Here is a 24,027-nt window from a genome sequence, read left to right on the forward strand (position 1 = left end):
GTGGAAGAGACGCGGATCAGCGGTGTCGTACCAGCGGGAACGGCAGGGTCTCGCGGATCGTGAGGCCGGTGAGGAACATGACCAGGCGGTCGACGCCGATGCCGAGGCCGCCGGTCGGCGGCATCGCGTACTCGAGGGCGTCGAGGAAGTCCTCGTCGAGTTCCATCGCCTCGGGGTCTCCACCGGCGGCGAGCAGGGACTGTTCGGTGAGGCGTCGGCGTTGTTCGACCGGGTCGGTCAACTCGGAGTAGGCGGTGCCGAGTTCGGTGCCGAAGGCGACGAGGTCCCAGCGTTCGGCGAGCCGCGGGTCGGTGCGGTGCTGCCGGGTGAGCGGGGAGACGTCGGTGGGGAAGTCCTTGTAGAAGGTCGGGAGTTGGGTCCGTTCCTCGACCAGGCGTTCGTACATCTCCAGGACGACGTCGCCCCGGCCGTCGTCCGGTGTGTACGGGACGTGGGCGCGGTCGCAGTGCCGCTTCAGGACCGTCAGCGGGGTGTCGGCGTCGATCGGCTCGCCGAGGGCCTCGGAGATCGCCCCGTGGACCGTCCGTACCGGCCACCGGCCCGAGATGTCGTACTCCCGTCCGTCCTTGCGGGCGAGAGGTGAGCCGAAGGCGGCCGTGGCCGCGCCCTGGATCAGCTCGCGGACCAGGTCGAGCATCACGTCGTAATCGGCGTACGCCTGGTAGGCCTCCAGCATCGTGAACTCGGGGTTGTGCTTGTAGGAGACGCCCTCGTTGCGGAAGGTGCGGCCCATCTCGAAGACCTTCTCCAGGCCGCCGACGCACAGCCGCTTGAGGTACAGCTCGGGGGCGATGCGCAGATAGAGGTCGAGGTCGTAGGCGTTGATGTGGGTGGTGAAGGGGCGGGCGTTGGCGCCGCCGTGGATCTGCTGGAGCATCGGGGTCTCGACCTCGAGGTAGCCGCGCTCCAACAGGCCCTGCCGCAGAGCCTGGACGGCGTGGGAGCGGGCGCGCACGACATCGCGGGCGGCGGGGCTGGCGACCAGGTCGAGATAGCGCATGCGGACCTTGGCCTCGGGGTCGCTGAGGCCGCGGCGCTTGTCGGGCAGGGGGCGCAGACACTTGGCGGTGAGCTGCCAGGAGGCGACGAAGACGGTGGGCTCGCCCTTGTCGCTCGTCCCGGCCGTGCCGGTGACGACGAGATGGTCGCCGAGGTCGGTGTCGGTCCTGAAGGAGCCGAGGGCTTCGCGGGTGAGGGCGAGTTGGTGGTCGCCCGACCAGTCGCGCAGCGTCACGAAGACGATGCCGCCGAAGTCGCGTACCCGCATGACCCGGCCGGCGACGGTGACCGTCTCCCCCTCGCGGATCTGGGCGAGGGTGTGGGTGCGGAGCGGGACGCCCACCGGGTAGGGGTCGACGCCCTCGGCGCGCAGCCGGTCGAGCTTGCGGTGCCGGACGCGGACCTGCTCGGGCAGGCCCGCGTCCGGACCGGTGTCCCCGGCCTCGTCCCCTCCGTCGAGGCCGAGCGCCGCCAACGGCGGCAGGCCCTCGGTGGTGGCGGGGCGCGGCCCGCCCTTCGCGTTCCGCTTGCCCCAGAGCTTGCGCAGCGAGGGTACGGAGACGAAGCCCTCGGCGATACCGGAGGCGAGGCCGACCCGGGCGAGGGAGCCGGCGTCGGCGTAGCAGAGGAAGCGGGGGTACCACTCGGGGTGGTACTTGGCGTTGGAGCGGTAGAGGGCCTCCAGTTGCCACCACTTGGAGAAGAACAGCAGCAGCCGGCGCCACAGCCGCAGGACCGGTCCGGCGCCGATGCGGGCGCCCTCCTCGAAGGCGGAGCGGAAGACCGCGAAGTTGAGGGAGATCCGGCGCACGCCGAGCTTCGGTGCGGCGGCGCACAGGTCGGCGACCATGAACTCCATGACCCCGTTGGGGGCGGAGCGGTCGCGGCGCATCAGGTCCAGGGAGATGCCGTCCCGGCCCCAGGGGACGAAGGACAGCAGGGCGAGGAGGCGGCCGTCGCCGTCCAGTGCCTCCACGAGGAGGCAGTCGCCGTCGGCGGGGTCGCCGAGGCGGTCCAGGGCCATGGAGAAGCCGCGTTCGGTCTCGGTGTCGCGCCAGGCGTCGGCGCGGCCGAGGACCTCCTCCATCTCCTGGTCGGTGAGTGTGGAGTGGCGGCGGACGCGGCAGCCGGCGCCGGTGCGCCGCACCCGGTTCACGGCCTGCCGGGTGACCCGCATCTCCCGGCCGCCGAGGTCGAAGGAGGCGACCGGCAGGATCGCCTCGTCGCCGAGCTGGAGGGCGCCGAGTCCGGCGCGGGCGAAGGCCTTCGCGCCGTCCTCGGAGGCGCCCATCACCGCGGGTGCCCAGGCGTGCAGGCGGGCCGCGTCCAGCCAGGCGGCGATGGCGTGCGGCCAGGCCTCGCGGTCGCCGACGGGGTCGCCGCTGGCGAGGCAGACCCCGGCCTCGACGCGGTAGGTGACGGCGGCCTTGCCGCTGGGTGAGAAGACGACGGCCTTGTCGCGCCGGGTGGCGAAGTAGCCGAGGGAGTCCTGGTCTCCGTAGGCCTTGAGCAGGGCCCGGATGCGGGCCTCCTCGTCGCCGTGCAGGGCCGCTTCCATCCGCTGGGAGCGGAAGAGGGTGGCGGCCGCGTTCAGGAGGGCGAGGGCGCCGAAGAGGCCGAGGAGGAAGAAGAGGGGGCGGGGCGGCCGGCCGTCGAAGGAGCGGGTGGAGACCAGGCCGCCCAGGACCCGGTTGGCGGCCCATCCGAAGCGCTGGCTCTCGGGCAGGGTGCCCGGGAACAGTTCCACCAGGCCCCAGCCCGCGAGGATGGCCAGGACCAGCCCGACGACCAGGACGGCGAGCGCCCGCCGGACCGCCGCGCGGCGCGAGGCGGCGTAGAACTCGCCGCGGGCGACGACCAGGAGGACCAGCGCGAGCGCGCACACCACCAGGGACGGGAGGGACTCGCCGTACAGGCCGACGGCCATGCCGAGGATGTCGGTGAGGACGAGCAGGCCGAGGTAGACGACGACCAGCCACCAGGCGACCTTCTTGCGGGCGGCGGTGGCGGCGGCCAGCAGGAAGAGGAAGACGGCGTAGGCGAGGTTGGCGCTGACGGGGACGATCAGCAGGTCCAGGAAGCGGACGACCGGGCGCAGCAGGCGGCGCAGCGGCGGGATCAGGGCCAGCAGGACGCAGAGCAGGCCGAGGGCGCCGAAGAAGGTCGCGAAGCCTTGGGGTACCCGGCCCAGGAAGCGGCCGGCGGGCCGCCGTGCCGGGCCCGGGACGCCCTCGGCCGTGGCGCTCTCCACGGTGGCACTCATGTTCCGACTGTAGGAACACCGGGGCAGGACCGCCCGTCGAGCGGCCCGCGCACCGGCCGGACCTGCGGCTTCCGATAGCCTCTGGGCCGTGACGGAACAGCACTCGCAGCAGCCCGCGCACCAGTTCGAGCGGGGCACGGACGGGCCCAAGGTCATCCTCGTGGGGGTGGACGGCTCCGACTCCTCGCTCCGGGCCGCGGCGTACGCCGGTGGCCTGGCCCGCCGGCAGCACGCGCTGCTCGCCGTGGTGTACGTGCAGCCGGTGCTCGCGGCGGGCGCGGCGCTCGGGGTGCCGGTCGCGGAGACGACCGACGAGATCGCCCGGGACCTGGTCGCGCAGATCCGGGAGGCCACCGAGCGCACCCGGGGGATATTCGACGTGCGCTGGGAGTTCCACACCTTCCACGGCGACCCCTACGGCGGCCTCGTGAAGGCGGCGGACCAGCTCAAGGCGGACGCGGTGGTGGTGGGCGCCTCCGAACAGGCCGGCCACCGGATCGTGGGGTCCGTCGCGGTGCGGCTGGTGAAGGCGGGGCGGTGGCCGGTGACGGTGGTGCCGTAGCCCCCGGCCACCCCGTGCGCGCCTACTCGCGGCTCACTTCCCCATCACCAGCCCGTCCTTCGCCGCGCCCCGGCCGAGGACGACCTCTCTGATCCGGTCGCGTACCCCTTCGACGTCCGCGCCCTGGGCGAGGGCCTTGCCGAGGTCGACCACCCGGCCGGCGTCGATGTCGAACAACTGCGGCACGAACTCGGCCTTGCGCACCTCCCAGCGACCGCCGGACCGGGCGGGCGGGGCGAAGGTGAAGCGGGCGACGGTGGACTGGTTGCCGCGCGCGTCCTGGACGCCTTGGTGGTTGAACATCTCGCCCGCGATCTGGTCGCCCATGCCGTAGACGACCCAGGTGCCGTTGACCTTCTCGTACGCCTGGGGGACGTGGGCGTGCGTCCCGAGGATCAGGTCGATGTCGGGGCGACCGCCCGTGCGGGAGGCGGTGAGGGTGCGGGCGAGGGTGAGCTGGCGGTCGTCCGGGGCGTCCTGCCATTCGGTGCCCCAGTGCACGGAGACGACGACCACGTCGGCGCCCGCCTTCCGGGCGGCCTTGGCGTCGGCGAGGATCCGGTTCGCGTCGAGGAGGTTGACGGTCCAGGGCTGTCCCTGCGGGACGAGGTGGCCGTTGGTGTCGTAGGTGTAGGCGAGGTGGGCGACGTTCGCCGGGCCCGCGCGCAGAAGCGTGACCGAGTTGCCCTCCGCCTCGGTGCGGGCGGTGCCCGCGTGCCGTACGCCGGCGGCGTCGAGCGCGTCGAGGGTGCGCTGTACGCCGGCGGCGCCGTCGTCGAGGCTGTGGTTGGAGGCGGTGGAGCAGCCGTCGTAGCCGGTGGCGGCGAGGGCGGCGGCGATCTCCGGCGGGGACTTGAAGTCCGGGTAGCCGGTGTAGACGCCGTTGGCGCCGTACACGGTCTCCATGTGGCACAGCGCCAGATCGGCGCCGGAGACGACGGGTTTGATGCCCGCGAGCATCGGACGGAAGTCGTAGCCGGCGCCCCCGGCGTCGAAGCCGGCGCGGTCGATGACGGTGGTGTGCGGGAGGATGTCGCCGGAGGCGACGAGCGTGAAGCCGCGGGCGGCCGACGGCGCCGGACGGCCGGGCCGCTCGGCCGGCCCGTGGTCGTGGGCCTGGCAGGCGGCGGCCGAGGTGAGCACGGCCGTCAGGGCCAGGGCCACCTGGTGTCTGCGGGCGATCACCGGGTCACCCCACTTCCCATGGATTGTCATATTTACGCATGGATCAGTACTAATCCATGAGAGGCCCCGGTCCGCCCCGGCACTCCCTTCGTCCAGGGCCGATGCCCGCGATCGGCGTAGCCCGGACCGTTCGTCGAACCGTTCGTCGACGCGATCGACCGTCCGCCGCAGATCCGTGTGCGTGCCCTGTCCCGAACCGGCGCACTGCGGTGCCATACGCCCATGACCGCCGGAACCACCCTCAACGCCCGAACGACGACCGCCGAGCACGAGCTCGCCGCGCTCCAGCGCGAGCACGGCCGACCGCTCTTCGCGCTGCTGCTGAGGCTGTGCGACGGCGACCGCCAGCGCGCCGAGGACCTCGTCCAGGAGACCCTGGTACGCGCCTGGCAGCACCCCGAGGCCCTGCGCGCCGACGCCTTCGACTCCGTACGGCCCTGGCTGCTCACCGTCGGCCGACGGCTCGCGATCGACGCGCGGCGGGCCCGGCAGGCGCGTCCCGCGGAGGTCGGGGACGCGGTACTGGAGAACGCGCCGGTCTGCGCCGACCACGCCGAACGGGCGGCCGCCACCCTCGACGTGCGCGAGGCTGTGAAGACTCTCACTCCGGAGCACCGTGAAGTACTGGTGCTGGTGTATTTCCAGGGGGCCAGTGTGGCGGAGGCCGCCGAAGCCCTCGGAATTCCGCCCGGTACCGTGAAATCCCGCGCGTACTACGCACTGCGTGCCCTGCGCCGGGTGCTTCCGGGATACGCGGCCGACCTGCGCTGAAACCCACGACTGGGTCAAGTCTCCGTAAAGCGCCTTGCCGTGGACCCCCTATGAGTAATCGGGTGTCCTTATCCGTGTTCCGGATGGGGCCCGGTGACCGGGTCCCCAGCGTCCCGGCAACGGGCGAGCGCAAGCACCGGAGGAAGGCAGGAAGGGATGCTGCACAGAGGTCACCAGAGCACGGACGGCACCGGCGGCGGTGAACTGACCGTCCCCATGGCCTGGTTGTACGCCGAGTACATCGCCGACGAACTGCTGCGGACCGGCGATCTGATGCCGCCGACGTCCTTCGAGTTCCGCGCCGGGCGCGACGCCCTGGCGCTCACCATCTTCCTGTCCGACACCGACGGCGAACTGCCCGGCATCCGGGTCGTCACCCAGCTCGAGACCTGGCTTTCGCTCACGGCGTACGACCAGCCGTGGCAGAACTGGGTCGACGAACGTATGTCTCAACTGAAGGCCGAGGCGGCCGAGTCGGACGGACCGGCTCCCGACCTCGACCTGGCGGCCGCGGCCTGGCGCTGGCTGGAGGAGACGGAGCTGCTCGCTCCCGATCTCAACGCGGTTCCCGGCGGTGCGCCGGTGGTCGGCGAGGACGACGGACCCAAGGTCTGGACGCCCGCCTGGCAGCTCGGACTGCCCCTCGGCCACCTGGCGATTCATCTTTTTTAGATTCACACCAATCCGGGGACCGGTCCGCTCCGAACATCTGGGTCACGATTCGGTACGTGGCTTGAGTGATTCGACGGCCGGGTGCGTACCGGTGGGAGCAAGGAGTAACCCCACTGGCACTCAAAGGCACGAGGTTTCGGCATGAGGTCCCTGGAAAGGCATCGCGACGTCGGCGCGTACGCGCTCGGCGTGCTGGACGAAACGGAAGCCTTCCGCTTCGAGGACCACCTCATGGAGTGTCCTCAGTGTGCGGCGCAGGTCACCGAGTTCGGCCCCACCACACGGCAGATGATGCTCTACCGGCGCGCCACCCCGCGCGCCGTGCACCCCTTCGCCGGGCCCGGCCCGCAGCTGCTGGACCGGCTGCTGGGCGAGGTGGCCGTCCGGCACCGGGCGGTACGCCGACGCGTGCTCTACGCCGTGGCCGCCTCGGTGGTGGTCGCCCTGGCCGGCCCCGTGCTCGCGATGATGGCGGGCAGCGCCGGCGCCGAGGCCGACAGCGCCGTACGGGTCACCGCGACGGACGAGAAGTCCGGGGTGTGGGCGCAGGTCACCACCGAGAACGAGGCGTGGGGCAGCCATGTGGAGCTCGAGGTCAAGGACGGGGCGGGCCCCCGCTCCTGCCGGCTGATCGCCATCGGCCTCGACGGCTCCGAGCAGACGGTCACCAGCTGGAACGTCCCCAAGCACGACGCCCGCCCCAACACCATGCAGGGCGCCGCGGCCTGGCACCCCGACGAGATCGCCCGCTACGAGCTGCGCACCGCGGCCGGAGAGCACCTGGTGACGCTCGAGACCCACTGACGTCGCGCGGAAGTGAGTTCAAGTCACTTCGGCATCGACGTCGGCGGAACCCGGGACGGAAGACCGAGGTCCCGGGCGCAACACGAGCTGAGTCTGGGCGAGTTGGGCGCAGTACGGCGGAACAGGCCTCTGGTGCACGGCGTCTGGTGCACGGCGTCTGGTGCACGACGTCCGGTGCACTGCTGGCGGGTTCATGACGCCACGCCGTCCACCGCCGCGGTGATGTGCGCTCCGCCGAACGGCCCGAGCAGCTGATTCCAGCCTCTTTCCCTCCCCGGAATCGCGCAAGTTGACGCTGTGCCCGTCCTCCTCCGTGCTCCGCGTGATTTGCGACCATGGGGAGAACGGCGGAAAATTTGCTGTGGAAGAAGACGCGGAGCCCCCGGTGACTCCGACTCCGCGCCGCCCCTGCGCGTACGACGGAGGAGGGGCTGAGCCGGTGGACACGACCCTGCGCATCCTGGTGACCGAAGAGGGCGCGGACCCCGAGGACATCGCGGACCTGACGGGCTGTCTGCGCGAGGAACTGCTTCAACTCGACGTGGAGGACGTGACGTCCGTCCCCGGCGAGCCGGCCCCGCCCGGCGCCCGGGTCGTCGAGGTGGCCGCGATCGGCGCCCTGCTGGTGACGCTGGGCAGCACGGCCAAGGGGCTGAGCCAGGTCCTCGACGTGATCCGTGAATGGCGCGGACGCCACCGGGAGTCCCGCCCCGCGCTGCGCCTGACGCTGGACGACGACGTGCTGGAGATATCCGAGGCGACCGACGAACAGCTCGCGAAGGCCTTCGACCTCTTCGAACGACGTCATTCCACGGCCGGAGCCCAGCCATGACGGGCGCCAGACACGCGCTGATCATCGCCAACGACCGCTATGCCGACCAGGGACTCAAGCAGCTCAGGGCGCCCGCCGAGGACGCCACCGCCCTCGCCGGGGTGTTGCACGACCCGCAGATCGGCGACTTCGAGGTGGACGTCGTGCGCAACGCGCCGGCCGACACCATGCGCCGCCGGATCCAGGGCTTCTTCAACGACCGCCGTCGCGACGACACCCTCGTGCTGCACTTCTCCTGCCACGGTCTGAAGAGCGAGTCCGGCGAGCTGTACTTCGCCGCCAGCGACACCGAGCCCCGGCTGCTGGACGCCACGGCGATCCCCGCCCACTTCGTCCGCGGGTGCATGTCCCGGACCCGGGCCGGCCGGAGCGTCCTGTTCCTCGACTGCTGCTACGGCGGCGCCTTCTCGCGGGGATCGTCCTCTATGCGCGCCTCCGGGGACGTCGACGTCCTGGAGAGCTTCACCCACGACAGGCCGCCCGGCGGCCGGGGCTGGGCCGTCATCACGGCGTCCAGCTCGATGGAGTTCGCCTTCGAGGGCGACGAACTCGCCGAGAAATCCGCTCCGCGGCCCTCGGTGTTCACGCACGCGGTGGTCCAGGGCCTGGAGACCGGCGAGGCCGACCTCGACGCGGACGGCGAGGTCTCCCTGGACGACCTGTACGACTACGTCTTCGACCGCGTACAGGAGCAGAACCCCCACCAGACGCCGAGCAAGACGGTGGAGATGCAGGGGGAGCTGCATCTGGCACACAGCCGGCGCGGCCGTATCAAGATCGCCGCCCTCCCCTCGCCGCCCTCCCTGCTGGCTGCCGTCAACAGCGACAACGCCTTCACCCGGCAGGGAGCCGTGCTGGAGCTGCGCTCCCGGCTGCGGAACGACTCCCTGGCCCTGGCGGAAGGGGCGCGCCAGGCCTTGGAGGAGGTCCAGCGCAACGACATCCAGCAGATCGCCGACCAGGCGAGCCGCGCGCTGCGCGACATCCGCCTCGCGCCGTCCCCCGACCACCTGGACTTCGGCCCGGTGCCGAAGGGTTCCACGCCCGAGGAGCGGGCCGTGACCATGACCGGCCCGCCGCTGGCCCGGCACTGCGTCGTCCAGCCCGGCCAGTCGTGGCTGCACGTCGAACCGACCGCGAGCGGTCTGCGGGTCCGGATCGACACCGCCGTCGAGGGACCCCTGTCCGGTGACATCGCGCTGAAGGGCGTGGCCGAGGAGGCGGTGATCCGCGTCGAGGCGGTGGTGGTCGCGGCGCCCGCCTCCGAACCGACGACCGACGCCACGGGGCCCGCGGACGGATCGGCCAATGCCCAGGACACGGTGGTCGTCGGGCAGTCCGGCGGCCCGCAGGAGCGACACCGGCCACCAGGATCGACCGGCGACCCGTCCCGGACCACCGCGGACGAGACCCAGACCCGCGTGGACCTCACGAACCCACACCGGCACCCCACGCATCAGACCCGCCGTGAGCAGGACGAGGCCCGCCGTGAGCGGGACCAGGCCCGTCGGGAGTGGGACGAGGCCCGTCGGGAACGGGACCGGACCGGTCGGGAGCAGGACGAGGCCCGTCGAGAGCGGGAGCGGACCGGTCGGGAGCGGGACGGGACCCGTCGGGAGGCCGGCGGCGGCCGGCCCGCGACTGCGTCCCGGCGCGCCCCGGCCCTGGCCGGCGCGGCCCTCGCTCTCGCCGCGGCCGCGGTCATCACGCTGCTGGTGACCCTCCCGAAGGCGGTGGCGGCCGTCCTGGACCGCATAGAGGACGGGGGGTCGGGCAACATCGAGGACAACGTGCAGGACCACGGAGTGCTTCCGCTGCTCACCGCGTCCCTGATCACCGCCGCGGTGGCGCTCGCTGTCGGCGCGTTCGCCCGGCACGACCTCGGCGCCCGGCAGGGGCCGCTCGCCCGGTCGTCGACGCACGGCACATGGAGCATGACGGCGGTGGCGAAGGGCCTGGCGGTCCCGGTCCTGATACTCGCCCTGCTCGTGCTCGTCGCCTACTTGGTGGGCAAAGGCTCGTGGTGACTACTTCAGCAGCCTGGACATCCTCCGGTCCGCCAGCGGCTTGCCGCCCGTCTGGCAGGTGGGGCAGTACTGGAGCGAGGAGTCGCTGAAGGAGACCTCTCGGATGGTGTCGCCGCAGACCGGGCAGGGCTCGCCGGCGCGGCCGTGGACGCGCAGCCCGCTCTTCTTCTCGGCCTTCAGCCGTCCCGCCGCCAGGCCCCGTGAGCGCTCGACCGCCTCGGTGAGCGTGGTCCGCAGGGCCTCGTAGAGGGTGTGGGTCTCCTCCGGCGTCAGGGTGGCCGCCAGTTTGAACGGGGACATCTTCGCCGCGTGCAGGATCTCGTCGCTGTAGGCGTTGCCGACGCCGGCGATCAGGCCCTGGTCGCGCAGGGCGCCCTTCAGCCGGCGCCGTTCACCCGCGAGCAGCGCGGCGAAGCGGGCCTCGTCGAAGTCGGCGGCGAGCGGGTCGGGACCGAGACGGGCGACGCCGGGGACCTGCCCCGCATCCTGGACGACGTGGACCGCGAGCCGCTTCTGGGTGCCGGCCTCCGTCAGGTCGAAGCCCGCTCCCGTCTCCAGTGCGACACGCAGGGCCAGGGGCCCCTTGCCGGGGCGGGGCGGACCGTCCGGGAGCTTGTCCTTCCAGTGCAGCCAGCCCGCGCGGGCGAGGTGCGTGACGAGGTGCGGGCCGTCACCGGTCGCCAGGTCGAGGAACTTGCCGTGCCGGCGCACGGCGGTGACCTCCCGGCCCTCGAGGGCGGTGACGGGCGGGTCGTACGTCTTCAGCACGCTGATCGCGACGGGCAGCACGCGGACGATCTCGTGGCCGACGAGATGCTCGGCCAGGAAGTCCTTCAGCGCTTCGACCTCGGGGAGCTCCGGCATACGTCCAGAGTGCCATCCGGGGCCGGAGTCCTCAGCTCCGTTCCGGCAGCACGAACTCGCACCACACGCACTTGCCGCCGCCCCGCGCCTCCACGCCCCAGGCGTCGGTGAGCAGGTCCACCAGCAGCAGGCCCCGCCCGGAGACCCCCGACTCGCCCGCTTCACGGCGGCGCGGGAGGGCGCTGGAGGAGTCCTCCACCTCCACCCGCAGCCGGTGTTCGCTGCCGGTGAGCACCCGCAGGGTGACGATCGCCGCGCCCTCGGTGTGCATGAGCGCGTTGGTGATCAGTTCGTCGGCGACCAGTTCGACCTCGTCGGCGCGGCCCCCGACGCCCCACGTGCGCACCGCCGCGCGGATCATGTGCCGGGCCTCGCTGAGGGCCTCCGGGTCGCCGGGGGCCACATGCTGCTGGAGCCGGTTCCCGGCCTGGGGGCTGTCGGGGCCGCGCCGGCGCAGCAGGAGCAGGGCGACGTCGTCGTCCCCGCCGCGCTCCTCGGCGACCTCGATGAGCTGGTCGGCGAGTTTCCGGACGTCCGCGGGGCCCGCGGCGATCAGGGCGGCGAGGGCCCGCATGCCGTCGTCGAGGTCCGCGCCGGGCTGCTCGACCAGCCCGTCGGTGCACAGCAGCAGGGTGTGGCCGGGGTCGAGCTCCACGGTGCCGACCGGATACTCGAGGCTGCCGAACTCGGCGGACAGGCCGAGCGGCAGCCCGCCGGGCACCGGGACGCGCCGGCAGGTCCCGTCGAGGCCGCGCAGCAGGGGGTCGATGTGCCCGGCGCGGACCACCTGGACGACCCCCGTGGAGAGGTCGACCTCCGCGTACAGGCAGGTGGCGAAGCGGTCGGTGTCGAGCTCGTGCAGGAAGACCGAGGCGCGGGCCATCACGGTGGCCGGGGTGTGGCCCTCGGCCGCGTAGGCCTTCAGGACGATCCGCAGCTGACCCATGACGGCGGCGGCGTGCGTGTCGTGGCCCTGGACGTCGCCGATGACGGCGCCGACCCGGCCGCCGGGCAACGGGATCAGGTCGTACCAGTCGCCGCCGATGTCGCGGCCCAGGGAGCCGCCGATGGTGGCGGCGCGGTAGCGGACGGCGACGTCGGCGCCGGGCACGCTGGGGATGGTGCGCGGCAGCATGGCCTGCTGGAGGCCCTGCGCGATGTCCTTCTCCTGCTCGTAGAACATCGCGCGCTGGAGACTCTGCGCGATGCTGCTGCCGAGGGCGACGAGTATGTTGCGGTCCTCCTGGGTGAAGCCCCGCCGGTCGCTGTAGAGCAGCCCCATCGCGCCGATCGGGCGGGCCTGCACGATCAGCGGCAGATAGGCCGCCGAGGTGATCTTCAGATCGGTGAGGTGCGGCCACAGCACGGGGTAGCCGCCCGCGAACTCCTCCGGCGACTCGATGAACCGGGGGGTGAGGGTGCGCACGACCTCGCTCATCGGGTAGGGCTCGTCGAGGCGGGTGACCAGCGTGCCGGGCACGAAGCTGCCCTCCGGCCCCTCGGCGATCAGCCGGATCCGGCCGGCCTCGACCAGTCCCATGACGAGGCTGGTCGCGCCGAGGTGGGTGAGGCCCTGGGTGTCCTTGAGGACGTCGATGACGTCGCGCACGGTACGGGCGTGCGCCAGGGCCGCCGTGGTGAGCTGGACGACGTTGGTCTGCTCGCGGCGCGCGTCGTCGAGGGCGGCCTCGTCGCGGCGGGCGGCGAGATCGCTGAGCTCGTCGGTCGCGTCCCGCACGATGCCCACGATGCGACGCGGCCGGCCGGTCCCGTCACGCCGGATGTAGCCCTGGGTGTGGGTCCAGCGCAGGGTGCCGTCGCGCAGCCGCATACGGAAGTAGGCGCCGTAGTTCTCGCTGCCGTCCTTGATGGCCTGGGCGACCAGCCCGTCCAGGCGGATGCCCTCGGTCGGCGGGACCCGGACGGCGAGGGTCACGGGGTTGCCGTCGTACTCGTCGGGCCGCAGATCGAAGATCTCGTGGGCTCGGGCGTCCATGTGGAACTGCCCCGAGTCCAGGTCCCAGTCGAAGCTGCCCATGCGGTTGAGCGCCAGGATCGGATCCGGGTGGGCGGGCCAGTCGTCCGGGAGAGACAGGGCGCTCGCTCCCCGATCAACCATGGGGCCACCTTGCCAGGGTTTGTCCGATTCTTCGACCGGGGAACCAGGACCCGGGACCACGGTCAACCCAGGACGACGTCGAGCGGGCTGCCGAAGATGCTGTCGGACCGGTCCAGCGCGTCGGACTCGTCCGGCCCGTCGGGGATCAGCCCGCCGCCGTCGGGCAGGTCGGGGACTTCCGGCACGGTCTCGGGGCCGATCTCACCGGGGTCGGCAGCACGGTCGTGGCCGGAACCGAGGCCCTCGTCGGAGCCGGGGTCTTCGCCCGGACCGAGCTCGTCGCCGGAGCCGGAGCCGGTTGCCGCGCCGGGGTCGGTGCCGCTGTCGCTGTCGCTGTCGCTGTCGGCGAAGGAGGAGCCGGAATCCGGGTCGACGGCCGCGGGATCGGCGAAGAGGCCGGTGAAGGGGTCGCCGGAGACGACACGCCCCTCGGCCGCCGGGACGACGGACTCCGCGCCCGGCATCGTGATCTTCTCCCCCGCACCACCGCGTCCGGCGACGAGGAGCGCCGCCGAGAGCGCACAGGCGGTGAGGAGAGTGGCAGTGGGTAGTCGCACCACGTTCTCCCGCATCGTCTCGGTCCCTCACCAGGAGGTGATTCGACCACTATTGTCTGCTTCACCCACCAGGGTCACGCAACCGGAGGGCCTGACCACACACGGTGACATCGCCCGACCGGAGAGAAGGAGCGCACGGCCGTGGACTGGTTCACCGCACCCGAGTACTGGCTGAGCCGCCTGGTCTTCCAGCGGGCCCTGGCCGGGGTCTACCTGGTCGCGTTCCTGACGGCCGCCCTCCAGTTCCGGGCGCTGCTCGGCGAACGGGGGATGCTGCCGGTGCCACGCTTCGTCGAGCGGGTGCCCTTTCGGCGGGCGCCGAGCCTGTTCCAGCTGCGCTACTCCGACCGCCTGTTCGCGGGCTGCGCCTGGACCGGCTGCGCGGTGTCGGCGGCGCTGCTCGCCGGTCTGGACGGCCTGCTGCCCCTGGGGGCGGCGATGCTGTTGTGGCTGGTGCCGTGGGCGCTCTATCTGTCGATCGTCAACGTGGGCCAGACCTGGTACGGGTTCGGCTGGGAGTCCCTGCTGCTGGAGACGGGCTTCCTGGCCGTGTTCCTCGGCAACGACGAGGTGGCCCCGCCGATCCTCGTGCTCTTCGCCGTGCGCTGGATCCTGTTCCGGGTCGAGTTCGGCGCGGGTCTGATCAAGATGCGGGGCGACGCCTGCTGGCGGAAGCTGACCTGTCTCTACCACCACCACGAGACCCAGCCGATGCCCGGCCCGCTGAGCTGGTTCTTCCACCATCTGCCGAAGCCGCTGCACCGCGTGGAGGCGGCGGCCAACCACTTCACCCAACTCGTCGTGCCGTTCCTGCTGTTCGCCCCGCAGCCGATCGCGACGGCGGCCGCGTGTCTGATGATCCTGACCCAACTCTGGCTGGTGCTGTCCGGCAACTTCGCCTGGCTCAACTGGATCACCGTCGTCCTGGCCGTGTCCGCGCTCCGACTGCCCGCCGGCCGCCGGTCGGCCCCCGCCGCACCCCTCTGGTACGAGATCGTGGTCCTCACCGCGATCGCGCTGCTGCTGTTCCTCAGCTACCGCCCGGTGGTCAACATGCTCTCCCGCCGCCAGGTGATGAACCGCTCCTTCGATCCGCTGCATCTGGTCAACACCTACGGCGCGTTCGGCAGCGTCAGCCGGATCCGCCACGAGGTGGTGATCGAGGGCACGCTCGACGACGTGCCGCGCGAGGACTCCGACTGGCGGGAGTACGAGTTCAAGGGCAAGCCGGGTGATCCCCGGCACTGGCCGCGCCAGTTCGCCCCCTACCATCTGCGCCTGGACTGGATGATGTGGTTCGCTGCGCTCTCCCCCGCCTATGCCGGGGAGTGGTTCACCGCCCTGGTGGAACGGCTGCTGGAGAACGACCGCGACACGCTGAAGCTGCTGCGCCGTTCCCCGTTCCCGGCCGACGAGCCCCCGCGCCACATCCGCGCCCGCCTCTTCCGCTACCGCTGCACCACCTGGCGGGAACTGCGGGAGACGGGCGCGTACTGGCATCGGACGTATGTGCGGGAGTATCTGCCGCCGACGCGGCTGGCGGGATCGGCTCAGAGGTCGTAGACCCGGACGGCGGTGGTCTCGAAGATCTCGCCGTGCGCGCCCGGGTCGGTCAACCGCCGTGCGATGTCCAGGACTTCGCCGTAGGACGCGGTGGGCGTGCACACCGGCCAGTCCGAGCCGAACATCAGCCGGGCCGGCCCGAAGGCCTCGAGCACGGTGTCCGCGTACGGGCGCAGGTCGTCGACGGTCCAGGACGCGGGATCGACCTCGGTGACCATGCCGGAGAGCTTGCAGACCGTGTTGGGCAGCGCCGCCAGGGCCCGGACGTGGGACGCCCAGGGTTCCAGCGCGCCGGCGGCGATCGGCGGCTTGCCCAGGTGGTCGAGGACGAAGGTGAGTCCGGGCAGCGAGGCGGCCGCCTCGACGCAGGCGGGGAGCTGGTGGGGCAGCACCACCAGGTCGTGGACCAGGCCGGCGGCGGCGAGGGCGGTGAGCCCGCGGTGCACGTCCGCCCGCAACAGCCACCGCGGGTCCGGCTCGCCCTGGACCTGGTGCCGGATGCCCTTGAGGTAGCGGCCGCCGGGGAGCTCCCGCAGCCGGGCCAGTTCGTCGGCGACGTCCATGCGGGTGAGGTCGGTCCAGCCGACGACCCCCGCGATCAGGTCGTTCGCGGCCGCGAGGGCGAGGAACTCGGGGGTCTCCTCGGCCACGGTGACCGTCTGGACGAGGACCGTGCGGTCGACTCCGGCCGCGCGGGCCTGCGGCGTCAGGTCGTCGACGGTGAAGTCCCGCCGGAGCGGGCTGCCTTCGGCGATCCAGTCCTGGTCCCGTACCGACAGGTCCCACAGGTGGTGGTGCGCGTCGACGGTCACGGCAGCTCCCACACGACGGGCAGACCGGCGCCCGCGCCCTCGTCGGAGTAGTCGTGCACCACGTCGAGGAGCTCGGCCATCCGCGCCTGCCACACCACGTTGACCGGCAGCTTCCCCAGTTCGGCGAGGAGGCGCGGGTAGTCCTCGCACTCCAGGACATGGAACAGATCGGTGCCGCTGCGCCAGATCGTCCAGGAGACGGCGCCGGCGGCGCGGATGGCGTCCGTCAGCTCCCTGGGCACCTCCCGGTGCGCGGCCTCGTACGCGGTGACGCGGTCGGCGCGGACCCTGGTGTGCAGGGCGACCCTCATGACGGCTCCTGCGGGGGCAGCAGCCCGGCGTCCCGCAGCTCCTGCCAGAAGGCGGCGGGGACGGGGGTCGCGAACTGTGCGGCGCAGTCGCGCACTTCGGCCGCCGAGCGGGCGCCGACCAGGACGCTCACGACGGCCGGGTGGGCGGCGCAGAACGCCAGGGCGGCGGCCCGCAGGGTGATGCCGTGCCGGTCGGCGGTCTCCTTCAGGCGCAGGGCGCGGTCCAGCAGTTCGGCGGGCGCCCGCGCGTAGTCGAACGTGGCGCCGGGCCGGGGGTCGGCCAGCAGACCGGAGTTGAAGGCGCCCCCGACGACCACCGACACCCCCCGCTCCACGGCGGCGGGCAGCAGCTCCACCCGGGCCCGCTGGTCGAGCAGCGTGTACCGGCCCGCGCACAGCACCACGTCGACGTCCGTGTCACGGACGAACCGCGTGAGCATCTCCGCCTGGTTCATCCCGGCGCCGATCGCCCCGACGACGCCCTCCGAGCGCAGTCTCTCCAGCGCCGGGTAGCCCTCGCGGAAGGCCTGTTCGCCATGGTCGTCGGGGTCGTGGAGGTAGACGACGTCCACGCGGTCGAGGCCGAGCCGTTCCAGGCTGGCCTCCAGGGTGCGTCGTACGCCGTCGGCGCTGAAGTCCCACACGCGGCGGTGCGTGGCGGGGACGGCGAAGCCGTCGGCCAGGTCGTCGCCGCCCCGGTCCGTCGCCTCCAGGCGGCGGCCCACCTTGGTGGAGACCGTGTACCGCGAGCGGGGGTGCTCGCGCAGGGCCGCGCCGAGGCGGCGCTCGGACAGGCCGAGGCCGTAGTGCGGCGCCGTGTCGAAGTAGCGGATGCCCTGCTGCCAGGCGGCGGCCACCGCCTCGTGCGCCTGCTCCTCGCCGACCTCGGTGAAGAGGTTGCCGATGACGGCGGCGCCGAAGGCGAGCGGGCTGACCGGGACGCCGCTGCGCCCGAGCGTGGTCACCGGCCCACCGGCCGCAGCCGCAGGCCCTGCATCCCGCCGTCGACGGCGAGGGAGGTGCCGGTGGTGGCGCCGGACAGGGGGCTCGCCAGGTAGGCGATGGCGCCCGCGACCTCGTCGGCGCCGACCAGCCGGCCGGTGGGCTGGCGGGCCTCAAGGGCGGCGCGCTCGGCGGCCGGGTCGTCGGCCGCGTCGAGCAGCCGGCCGACCCACGGGGTGTCCGCGGTGCCGGGGTTGACGCAGTTGACGCGGATGCCCTCGCGTACGTGGTCGGCGGCCATGGCGAGGGTCAGCGAGTACACCGCGCCCTTGGTCGCGCTGTAGAGCGCGCGCTGCGGCAGGCCCGCGGTGGCGGCGATGGAGCATGTGTTGACGATCGCCGCGTGCGAGGAACGCCTCAGGTGGGGCAGGACGGCGCGGGCCGTGCGGACCATGCCGACGACGTTGACGTCGAGGACGCGGTGCCATTCGGCGTCGTCGTTGTCCTCGACGGTGCCCTGGGCGCCGACACCCGCGTTGTTGACCAGGATGTCCAGCCCCCCGAGGTCGGCCACGGCGGCCGCGACCGCCACCCGCACGGAGGCGTCGTCGGTGACGTCGGCGGGATATCCGAGAAGGGGCTCGTGCACGCCCGACGGATCCAGGTCGAGGACGGCGACCCGGGCGCCGCGCTCGGCCAGGAGCTCCGCGGTCGCCCGCCCGATGCCGGAGCCACCCCCCGTCACCAGGGCCGTCAGCCCTTCGAAGTCGCTCACGCCGCCTTCTCCTTCCGGATCGCGAGGTCGGCGGCATGGAAGTCGCCGGCGGGATACCTGCCGCATATTTATCAGACCACTTCCGCTCCACAACACCCCCCGGGTAGCTTTTTGACGAGTTCCGGGTCCAAGTGGTCCGACCACCTCGGTCGGGGATCGGGGCACACCGGCGACAGGAGAGGCCACGTGGAAGACACCCCGCGCAGCGGGACCGCCGCCCCGAAGGGCACGGTGACACAGCGCGCCATCGAGCGGATCAAGACGATGATCACCGACGGGTCGCTGGAACCCGGCCAGCGGCTGCCGACCGAGCGCGATCTCGCGGTCGAGCTGGGCATCTCCCGCAGCTCGATGCGCGAGGCGATCCGGGCGCTCACCGTGCTGGGGGTGCTGGAGGCCCGGCACGGTTCCGGGATCTACGTCACCGCGCTGAAGGCGGGGGACCTGCTGGAGACGTTCGGAGTGGTGGCCGACCTGTCGCGGGGTCCGCGGCTGGTCGAACTGCTCCAGGTGCGCCGGATCCTGGAGTCGACGGCCACCGCGCTGGCCGCGGCCCGCATCACCGCGGAACAGCTGGCCGTCGTGGAGGGTCACCTGGCGGCGATGAACGCGACGGACGACCCGGAGGAGATCCTCGCGCACGACCTGGAGTTCCACCGGGTGATCGCGGCGGCGGCCGGCAACGAGACGATGGCGGCGATCCTGGAGGGCCTCTCCTCCCGCACCTTCCGGGCCCGCGTCTGGCGCGGCTACCAGGAGGAGGGCGCCTTCGCCCGGACCCGCCGCGAACACGCCGCGATCCACCGCGCGCTGGCCGCCCGCGACCCGGAGGCCGCCCGGGCGGCCGCGGCCGCCCACGTCGGCGAGGTGGAGGAGTGGCTCAGGGGGCAGGTGGGGCCCTGAGCCACGGCCGCCTCTCGACGGCCCCGAGCCACGGCCGCCTCTCGACGCGGGACTCCCGGCGGGGCAGAGTTCTCCTACGTACTCGCCAGTAGTGCACGCACACCGTGGGAGTTGCCTGTGACCAGCTGGGTCGGCCGGACCGCCGTCGAGATCGCCGCCGCCGTACACGCCAAGGAGGTCACGCCCCGTGAGGTGGTGGCCGAGCATCTCGCGCGCATCGAGCTGCTGGACGGCCGGATCGGGGCGTTCCGCACGGTGCGGGCCCGAGCGGCCCTGGCCGAGGCCGACGCGCTGGCCGCCCGGGACGACCTGGCCGCACTGCCGCTGGCCGGGGTCCCGGTGGCGGTCAAGGACAACCTCGCCGTGCGGGGCGAGTCGACCCGGGTCGGCTCGGCCGCGACATCGGACACCCCGGCCGACGCCGACCATGTCACGGTGGCCCGGCTGCGGGCGGCCGGCGCGGTGGTCGTGGGCCTGACCAACGTGCCGGAGCTGTGCGTCTTCGGCACCACGGAGGGCGTGCACGGCACCGCCCGCAACCCCTGGGACACCTCCCGCACGGCGGGCGGCTCGTCGGGCGGCAGCGCGGCCGCGGTCGCCGCGGGCCTGGTGCCGATCGCCCTCGGCAACGACGGCATGGGCTCGCTGCGGATCCCGGCGGCCAACTGCGGCCTGGTGACCATCAAGCCGGGCCACGGGGTGGTGCCGGCCGGGATCGGCGAGGGCGACTGGTTCGGGATGTCGGAGAACGGTCCGCTCGCCACGACGGTCGAGGACGCGCGGCTGATGCTGTCGGTCCTCGCGGACACGGACATCGCCTCGGCCGGGGAGCCCGGCGGGCTGAAGATCGCCGTCTCGGTGCGCAGCCCCCTGGCCGGGGTCACGGTGAGCAGGCCGTACACGGACGCCGCGCGGGACGCGGCCGGGGTGCTGATCCGGGCGGGGCACCAGGTGGAACGGGCCGAGCCGCCGTATCCGCTGTCGCTGGGCGTCACCTCGCTGGCGCACTGGACGGCGGGCACGGCCGTGGACGCCGCGAGCCTCGACGCTCGACTGCTCACCCGGCGCACCCGGGTGCACGCGGCCGTCGGCCGGCGCTTCCTGTCGGGGGTGCGGGGCGGCTCGGCACGGGACGCACTGCGCCGGCGTCTCGAGCCGTTCTTCGCGGAGTACGACGTGCTGCTCACCCCGGCGCTGGCGCGACGGTCGCCGAAGTCGGCGCCGTGGCACGAGCGGGGCTGGCTGCGCAACGTCCTGGTGAACACGAACTACTCGCCGCTGACGCCGCCGTGGAACCTGACCGGCTGGCCCGCCATGGCGGTCCCCTTCGGCACGCTGCCGTCCGGTGCTCCCACCGCGGTGCAGCTGGTGGCCCTGCCGGGCCGGGAGGGCGAACTGCTGCGGCTCGCCGAGCAGTTGGAGAGCCTGCGTCCGTGGCGGCGGACGGCTCCGCTCGACTGAGCGGGGCAGGAGCCCGGCTCGGGCGCGTCTGGCGCACACCCGAGCCGGGCGACCGCGAGCGGCTCAGTCCACGCTGGGCAGGATGTGGGGCTCGGCGAGGTCCTCCTCGTAGCCCGCCAGGCGGATGGGGGCGGAGCGGGCCCACACGTCGAGGCTGCCGATCTCGCCGGGTCGGCGGCCGGCCCGCTCCGTGCGTTCCTTGGGACGTTGCTCGCGATTCGTCTTCTCCGGTGTCACCGCGCACTCCTTATGTGTCGGGTCACCCTCGGGGCGTGCCGGCCAGTCTGCGGTCCGGCGCCTGACGCTCCCTCGGGCCTGGCTCAAGTCGGTCGAGGACGCGGTGGCGCCGGCAACTTCTTGGAGGGCGAGCCGTTGTGAAGCGGCCTGTCCCATGACGGACCGTGGGTGTGGGTGGCACTCCGTACTGCTGTCCGTCCGCTACACATTAACCAAATGAGCGGGTAGCCGCTCGATAGGGCTGAAAATTTGGGGTAACCATGGCAAGTCACCCGTATGTCACCGCAGGTGAATTGAACCCTTTTCCACCCTGATACACCTTCTTGATTCACCCGTCCGGGGGATATTGATGGGCGTGGCGGCCCAGCGAGGCCGCGCATTCGCCCGAGAGTTCGCCGCGCAGTTCAAGTGCCGTTCGTCCGGTCGCAAGCAGGCCATGGTCTGCTGGCGTCCGGCAACGGCGGTCTCGCGGAAGGACTGACGCATGGAGCTGCGCAGCGTCGAGGAGCTGATGGACCTGCTGTACGCCTGCCGGGGCGTGCGGGACACCCCGGACCGCGGTGTGTCCGGCGTCGACCTGCACGATCACGCGCTCCAGACGGCGGCACTGCTGCGCCGCAGCCGCCCCGCCGACAAGGAACTCCAGCTCACCGGGCTCGTCCACCCCATCGGTCACCTGCTGTGCCCCACCGACGCCACCGGCCGGCCGGATCGGGCCGCCGACGCCGTACGCCCCCTGCTCGGCACCCGCGTCTCGCGCCTCGTCCGGCTGCACCCCTGGCACGGGCCCACCGCCGACGACGATCTGCTCAGCCTGCGCCAGGCCGACGAGGACGGCCGGGTGGCCGGGTTCGACGCGGGCGTGCTGGAGGACTGGCGCACGGTGCTGGAACTCGTGGCGGCACGGAACTCGCGTCTCGGGGCTGTCGACTGACGCCCCGTCATGAGACCGTACGCCGATGACGTCGTCGTACGGGTTGCGGGGCAGGGCCGCCGTCGTCACGGGGGCCACGCGCGGGATCGGCTGGGCGGTGGCACGGGCGCTCGCCGACGCCGGGGCGCGCGTGTGCGTCAGCGCGCGGGACCCGGACCGGGTCCGTCGCGCGGCCCGGGAGCTGGACGGCGTCGGACTGGCCGGCGACGTCGGGGACCCCGGGCATCCCCGGAAGCTGACGGAGCTCTGCCTGGACGCGTTCGGCCGGCTGGACGTGCTGGTCAACAACGCGGCGACCAACCAGCCCTACGGTCCCCTCATGGACGCCGATCCGGGCGCCTGGCGGGAGGCGTTCACGGTGAACGTCGAGGCGCCGCTGCGGCTGGTGCAGTGCGCGTGGCGGGGCTGGATGCGTGCGCACGGCGGTGTGGTCGTCAACATCTGCACGGAGGGCGCGGGGCACGTCGGCCCCGCCGTCGGCGCCTACGGCACCAGCAAGGCGGCCCTCCTCCACCTCACCCGGCAGCTCGCGGGCGAACTGGGCCCCGGAGTGCGGGTGAACTCCGTCTCCCCCGGCCTGGTGCGGACCGAGATGGCCCGGTTCGTGTGGGAGCCGGGGGAAGCGGAGATCGCGCCGGGTCTGCCGCTCGGCAGGATCGGCGAGCCGGCGGACGTGGCGAGGGCGGTGCTGTGGCTGGCGTCGGACGAGGCCGACTGGGTCACCGGCGCGGACCTGGTGGTGGACGGCGGCACGAGGGTACGGGCGGCACGCACCGCGTCCCCGGGGGACGACCGGTCACGCGCGACCCGCACCCCGGGACGTCACCACTTGCCCGGCGCGTAGTCCTTCAGGAACACCCCGTACAGATCCTCACCCTGCTCGCCGCGCACGATCGGGTCGTAGACCCGGGCCGCGCCGTCGACCAGGTCGAGCGGGGCGTGGAAGCCCTCCTCGGCCAGGCGCAGCTTGTCGTAGTGCGGACGCTCGTCGGTGATCCAGCCGGTGTCGACCGAGGTCATGAGGATGCCGTCGGTCTGGAACATCTCCTGGCCGCTGGTCCGCGTCACCATGTTCATCGCGGCCTTGGCGGCGTTGGTGTTCGGGTGGCCGGCGCCCTTGTAGCCGCGGCCGAAGACGCCCTCCATCGCCGAGACGTTGACGATGTACGCGCGCCCGCTGGCCGCCTTCCCGGCGGCGTCGGCCATGGCCGGGCGGAGCTTGCTGATCAGGATGAACGGTGCCGTGTAGTTGCACAGCTGGGTCTCGAGGAGCTCCACCGGGGAGATCTGCTCGATGGTCTGCACCCAGGTGTTGGTGTCGACGACGTCGGGGACCAGGCCGCCCGCGTCGATGGCGGTGCCGTCGAGGTGCCGGGCGATGCTGGCGTTGCCCGCCACCAGGGCGAGGTCGGCGACCTTCTGCGCGTCCGGGCCGCCGGTGCCGAGGGGCAGCGTGGCGAGCCCGTCGACCGCGCCGGAGTTGAAGGCGCCGATGACGTGGTGGGCGGGCAGCTCACCGGCGGGCAGCGCGGCGCTCTCGCCGCCCACCAGGGCGGCGTAGGCGGAGGGCAGCCGGCGTACGGTCTGCGTCGCGTTGTTGACGAGGATGTCGAGCGGGCCCGCCTCGGCGACCCGGTCGGCGAGCGCCACGGCCTGCGCCGGGTCGCGCAGGTCGATGCCGACGACCTCCAGGCGGTGCAACCAGTCGCCCGAGTCGTCCATGGCCTTGAAGCGGCGGATGGCGTCCTTCGGGAAGCGCGTCGTGATCGTGGTGTGGGCGCCGTCCCGCAGCAGCCGCAGCGCGATGTACATGCCGATCTTGGCGCGGCCGCCGGTGAGCAGCGCGCGCTTGCCGCTGAGGTCGACGCGGGCGTCGCGGCGGGCGCGGTTCTCGTTGGCGCAGTCCGGACAGAGCTGGTGGTAGAAGTAGTCGACCTCGACGTACCGGGTCTTGCAGGTGTAGCAGGAGCGCGGACGCTGGAGTATCCCGGCGATCCTGCCCTCCCCGGTGACCGAGGACGGCAGGATGCCCTCGGTCTCGTCGTCGATGCGCTGGGCGGAGCCGGTCGCGGTGGCCTCGGTGACCGCCTTGTCGTGGGCGGTCTTGGCGGCCCGGCGGTCCTGACGGCGGCGCTGCTTCACGGTGCGGTAGACGCCGGCGGTGGCCCGGCGCACGGCGATCGCGTCGGGGTGGTCGACGTCCAGCTTGTCGAGCTCGTCCAGCACGGCGAGGCAGACGGCGAGCCGCTCCGGGTCGATGCCGGGGCCGTACACGACCTCGTCCACGACCTCCTCCGTCACGACCTCCTCCGTGACCGCCGTCGAGCCGTCCTCTGTCACCGTCATCGCGCTGCCGCTTCCCTGATCACCCGTGCGGCGCTCCGACCGAGTCCGCCCTCGAACGACGAATTTT

General features: G+C 72.7%; 22 protein-coding genes. 11 read left to right on the forward strand and 11 right to left on the reverse strand.

All coding sequences use genetic code 11. The features are described 5' to 3' along the window. Positions 1 to 16 precede the first annotated feature (16 nt). Positions 17 to 3,283, reverse strand: coding sequence for a bifunctional lysylphosphatidylglycerol synthetase/lysine--tRNA ligase LysX (gene lysX / locus ACIRPU_RS18590; protein ID WP_403868189.1), 3,267 nt, complete (start codon positions 3,281 to 3,283; stop codon positions 17 to 19). Between the two features lie 88 nt (positions 3,284 to 3,371). Between lysX and ACIRPU_RS18595 the strand changes: the two genes are divergently transcribed. Continuing rightward, a complete protein-coding gene (locus ACIRPU_RS18595; protein WP_403868191.1) occupies positions 3,372 to 3,845 on the forward strand; it encodes a universal stress protein in 474 nt (157 codons plus the stop codon). A 33-nt stretch (positions 3,846 to 3,878) separates the two neighbouring features. Here ACIRPU_RS18595 and ACIRPU_RS18600 read toward each other — a convergent pair whose 3' ends face one another. Continuing rightward, positions 3,879 to 5,030: a CapA family protein gene (locus ACIRPU_RS18600; protein ID WP_403868736.1), complete on the reverse strand. Its 1,152-nt coding sequence runs from the start codon at positions 5,028 to 5,030 to the stop codon at positions 3,879 to 3,881. A gap of 222 nt (positions 5,031 to 5,252) precedes the next feature. Between ACIRPU_RS18600 and ACIRPU_RS18605 the strand changes: the two genes are divergently transcribed. The 5 genes from ACIRPU_RS18605 (at position 5,253) to ACIRPU_RS18625 (ending at position 10,136) form a co-directional block, all read left to right on the forward strand. Further along, on the forward strand, positions 5,253 to 5,801 hold the full coding sequence (locus tag ACIRPU_RS18605; protein WP_355702204.1) for a sigma-70 family RNA polymerase sigma factor: 549 nt from the start codon (positions 5,253 to 5,255) through the stop codon (positions 5,799 to 5,801). A 156-nt stretch (positions 5,802 to 5,957) separates the two neighbouring features. After that, positions 5,958 to 6,473, forward strand: coding sequence for a hypothetical protein (locus ACIRPU_RS18610; RefSeq protein WP_355702205.1), 516 nt, complete (start codon positions 5,958 to 5,960; stop codon positions 6,471 to 6,473). 141 nt (positions 6,474 to 6,614) lie between these two features. Then, entirely contained in the window at positions 6,615 to 7,277 is a 663-nt protein-coding gene (locus tag ACIRPU_RS18615) for a zf-HC2 domain-containing protein (RefSeq protein ID WP_403868195.1), read from the forward strand. Positions 7,278 to 7,716: 439 nt separating this feature from the next. Next, positions 7,717 to 8,109, forward strand: a complete 393-nt coding sequence (locus tag ACIRPU_RS18620; protein WP_403868198.1) for a hypothetical protein — start codon at positions 7,717 to 7,719, stop codon at positions 8,107 to 8,109. Continuing rightward, positions 8,106 to 10,136 (forward strand): caspase family protein, encoded by a 2,031-nt coding sequence (locus tag ACIRPU_RS18625; protein WP_403868201.1) that lies wholly within the window; start codon positions 8,106 to 8,108, stop codon positions 10,134 to 10,136. The genes ACIRPU_RS18620 and ACIRPU_RS18625 overlap by 4 nt, the downstream gene beginning before the upstream one ends. On the opposite strand, the gene ACIRPU_RS18630 is transcribed toward ACIRPU_RS18625, so the two are convergent. The 3 genes from ACIRPU_RS18630 to ACIRPU_RS18640 form a co-directional block, all read right to left on the reverse strand. Then, complete coding sequence (locus ACIRPU_RS18630) at positions 10,137 to 11,000, reverse strand: Fpg/Nei family DNA glycosylase (protein ID WP_403868204.1); 864 nt, start codon at positions 10,998 to 11,000, stop codon at positions 10,137 to 10,139. It lies immediately after the preceding gene. Positions 11,001 to 11,031: 31 nt separating this feature from the next. Then, positions 11,032 to 13,119, reverse strand: coding sequence for a SpoIIE family protein phosphatase (locus ACIRPU_RS18635; protein ID WP_403868207.1), 2,088 nt, complete (start codon positions 13,117 to 13,119; stop codon positions 11,032 to 11,034). A gap of 62 nt (positions 13,120 to 13,181) precedes the next feature. Then, the gene (locus ACIRPU_RS18640) at positions 13,182 to 13,676 is read right to left on the reverse strand and encodes a hypothetical protein (RefSeq protein ID WP_403868210.1); all 495 of its coding nucleotides are present in this window, start codon (positions 13,674 to 13,676) and stop codon (positions 13,182 to 13,184) included. A 141-nt stretch (positions 13,677 to 13,817) separates the two neighbouring features. On the opposite strand from ACIRPU_RS18640, the gene ACIRPU_RS18645 reads away from it, so the two are divergent. Next, complete coding sequence (locus ACIRPU_RS18645) at positions 13,818 to 15,239, forward strand: lipase maturation factor family protein (RefSeq protein WP_403868213.1); 1,422 nt, start codon at positions 13,818 to 13,820, stop codon at positions 15,237 to 15,239. On the opposite strand, the gene ACIRPU_RS18650 is transcribed toward ACIRPU_RS18645, so the two are convergent. Genes ACIRPU_RS18650 through ACIRPU_RS18665 form a run of 4 tightly spaced genes read right to left on the reverse strand, consistent with a single transcriptional unit; the run spans position 15,227 to position 18,079 of the window. Then, positions 15,227 to 16,051, reverse strand: a complete 825-nt coding sequence (locus ACIRPU_RS18650; protein WP_403868216.1) for an amidohydrolase family protein — start codon at positions 16,049 to 16,051, stop codon at positions 15,227 to 15,229. The genes ACIRPU_RS18645 and ACIRPU_RS18650 overlap by 13 nt on opposite strands. After that, complete coding sequence (locus ACIRPU_RS18655) at positions 16,048 to 16,362, reverse strand: L-rhamnose mutarotase (protein WP_403868219.1); 315 nt, start codon at positions 16,360 to 16,362, stop codon at positions 16,048 to 16,050. Before ACIRPU_RS18655 ends, ACIRPU_RS18650 begins: the two co-directional genes overlap by 4 nt. Beyond that, positions 16,359 to 17,327 (reverse strand): aldo/keto reductase, encoded by a 969-nt coding sequence (locus ACIRPU_RS18660; protein WP_403868222.1) that lies wholly within the window; start codon positions 17,325 to 17,327, stop codon positions 16,359 to 16,361. Before ACIRPU_RS18660 ends, ACIRPU_RS18655 begins: the two co-directional genes overlap by 4 nt. Then, positions 17,324 to 18,079, reverse strand: a complete 756-nt coding sequence (locus ACIRPU_RS18665) for an SDR family oxidoreductase (protein WP_351757022.1) — start codon at positions 18,077 to 18,079, stop codon at positions 17,324 to 17,326. Before ACIRPU_RS18665 ends, ACIRPU_RS18660 begins: the two co-directional genes overlap by 4 nt. Before the next feature lie 186 nt (positions 18,080 to 18,265). Between ACIRPU_RS18665 and ACIRPU_RS18670 the strand changes: the two genes are divergently transcribed. Next, positions 18,266 to 18,982 (forward strand): FadR/GntR family transcriptional regulator, encoded by a 717-nt coding sequence (locus tag ACIRPU_RS18670; RefSeq protein ID WP_384109080.1) that lies wholly within the window; start codon positions 18,266 to 18,268, stop codon positions 18,980 to 18,982. 117 nt (positions 18,983 to 19,099) lie between these two features. Further along, positions 19,100 to 20,443 (forward strand): amidase, encoded by a 1,344-nt coding sequence (locus ACIRPU_RS18675; protein ID WP_355702217.1) that lies wholly within the window; start codon positions 19,100 to 19,102, stop codon positions 20,441 to 20,443. A 63-nt stretch (positions 20,444 to 20,506) separates the two neighbouring features. On the opposite strand, the gene ACIRPU_RS18680 is transcribed toward ACIRPU_RS18675, so the two are convergent. After that, positions 20,507 to 20,680, reverse strand: a complete 174-nt coding sequence (locus ACIRPU_RS18680; RefSeq protein WP_103782545.1) for a hypothetical protein — start codon at positions 20,678 to 20,680, stop codon at positions 20,507 to 20,509. 484 nt (positions 20,681 to 21,164) lie between these two features. Between ACIRPU_RS18680 and ACIRPU_RS18685 the strand changes: the two genes are divergently transcribed. After that, complete coding sequence (locus ACIRPU_RS18685; RefSeq protein ID WP_355702218.1) at positions 21,165 to 21,614, forward strand: hypothetical protein; 450 nt, start codon at positions 21,165 to 21,167, stop codon at positions 21,612 to 21,614. A gap of 25 nt (positions 21,615 to 21,639) precedes the next feature. Beyond that, positions 21,640 to 22,458 (forward strand): SDR family oxidoreductase, encoded by an 819-nt coding sequence (locus ACIRPU_RS18690; protein ID WP_355702219.1) that lies wholly within the window; start codon positions 21,640 to 21,642, stop codon positions 22,456 to 22,458. Here the strand turns inward: ACIRPU_RS18690 and ACIRPU_RS18695 are convergent. Further along, positions 22,437 to 23,960 carry an SDR family NAD(P)-dependent oxidoreductase gene (locus tag ACIRPU_RS18695; protein ID WP_403868227.1) on the reverse strand — a complete coding sequence of 508 codons (1,524 nt, stop codon included), beginning with the start codon at positions 23,958 to 23,960 and terminating at the stop codon, positions 22,437 to 22,439. The genes ACIRPU_RS18690 and ACIRPU_RS18695 overlap by 22 nt on opposite strands. Positions 23,961 to 24,027 lie beyond the last annotated feature (67 nt).

It is taken from the genome of Streptomyces sp. NPDC102259 (assembly GCF_044766465.1).
Lineage (GTDB): Bacteria > Actinomycetota > Actinomycetes > Streptomycetales > Streptomycetaceae > Streptomyces.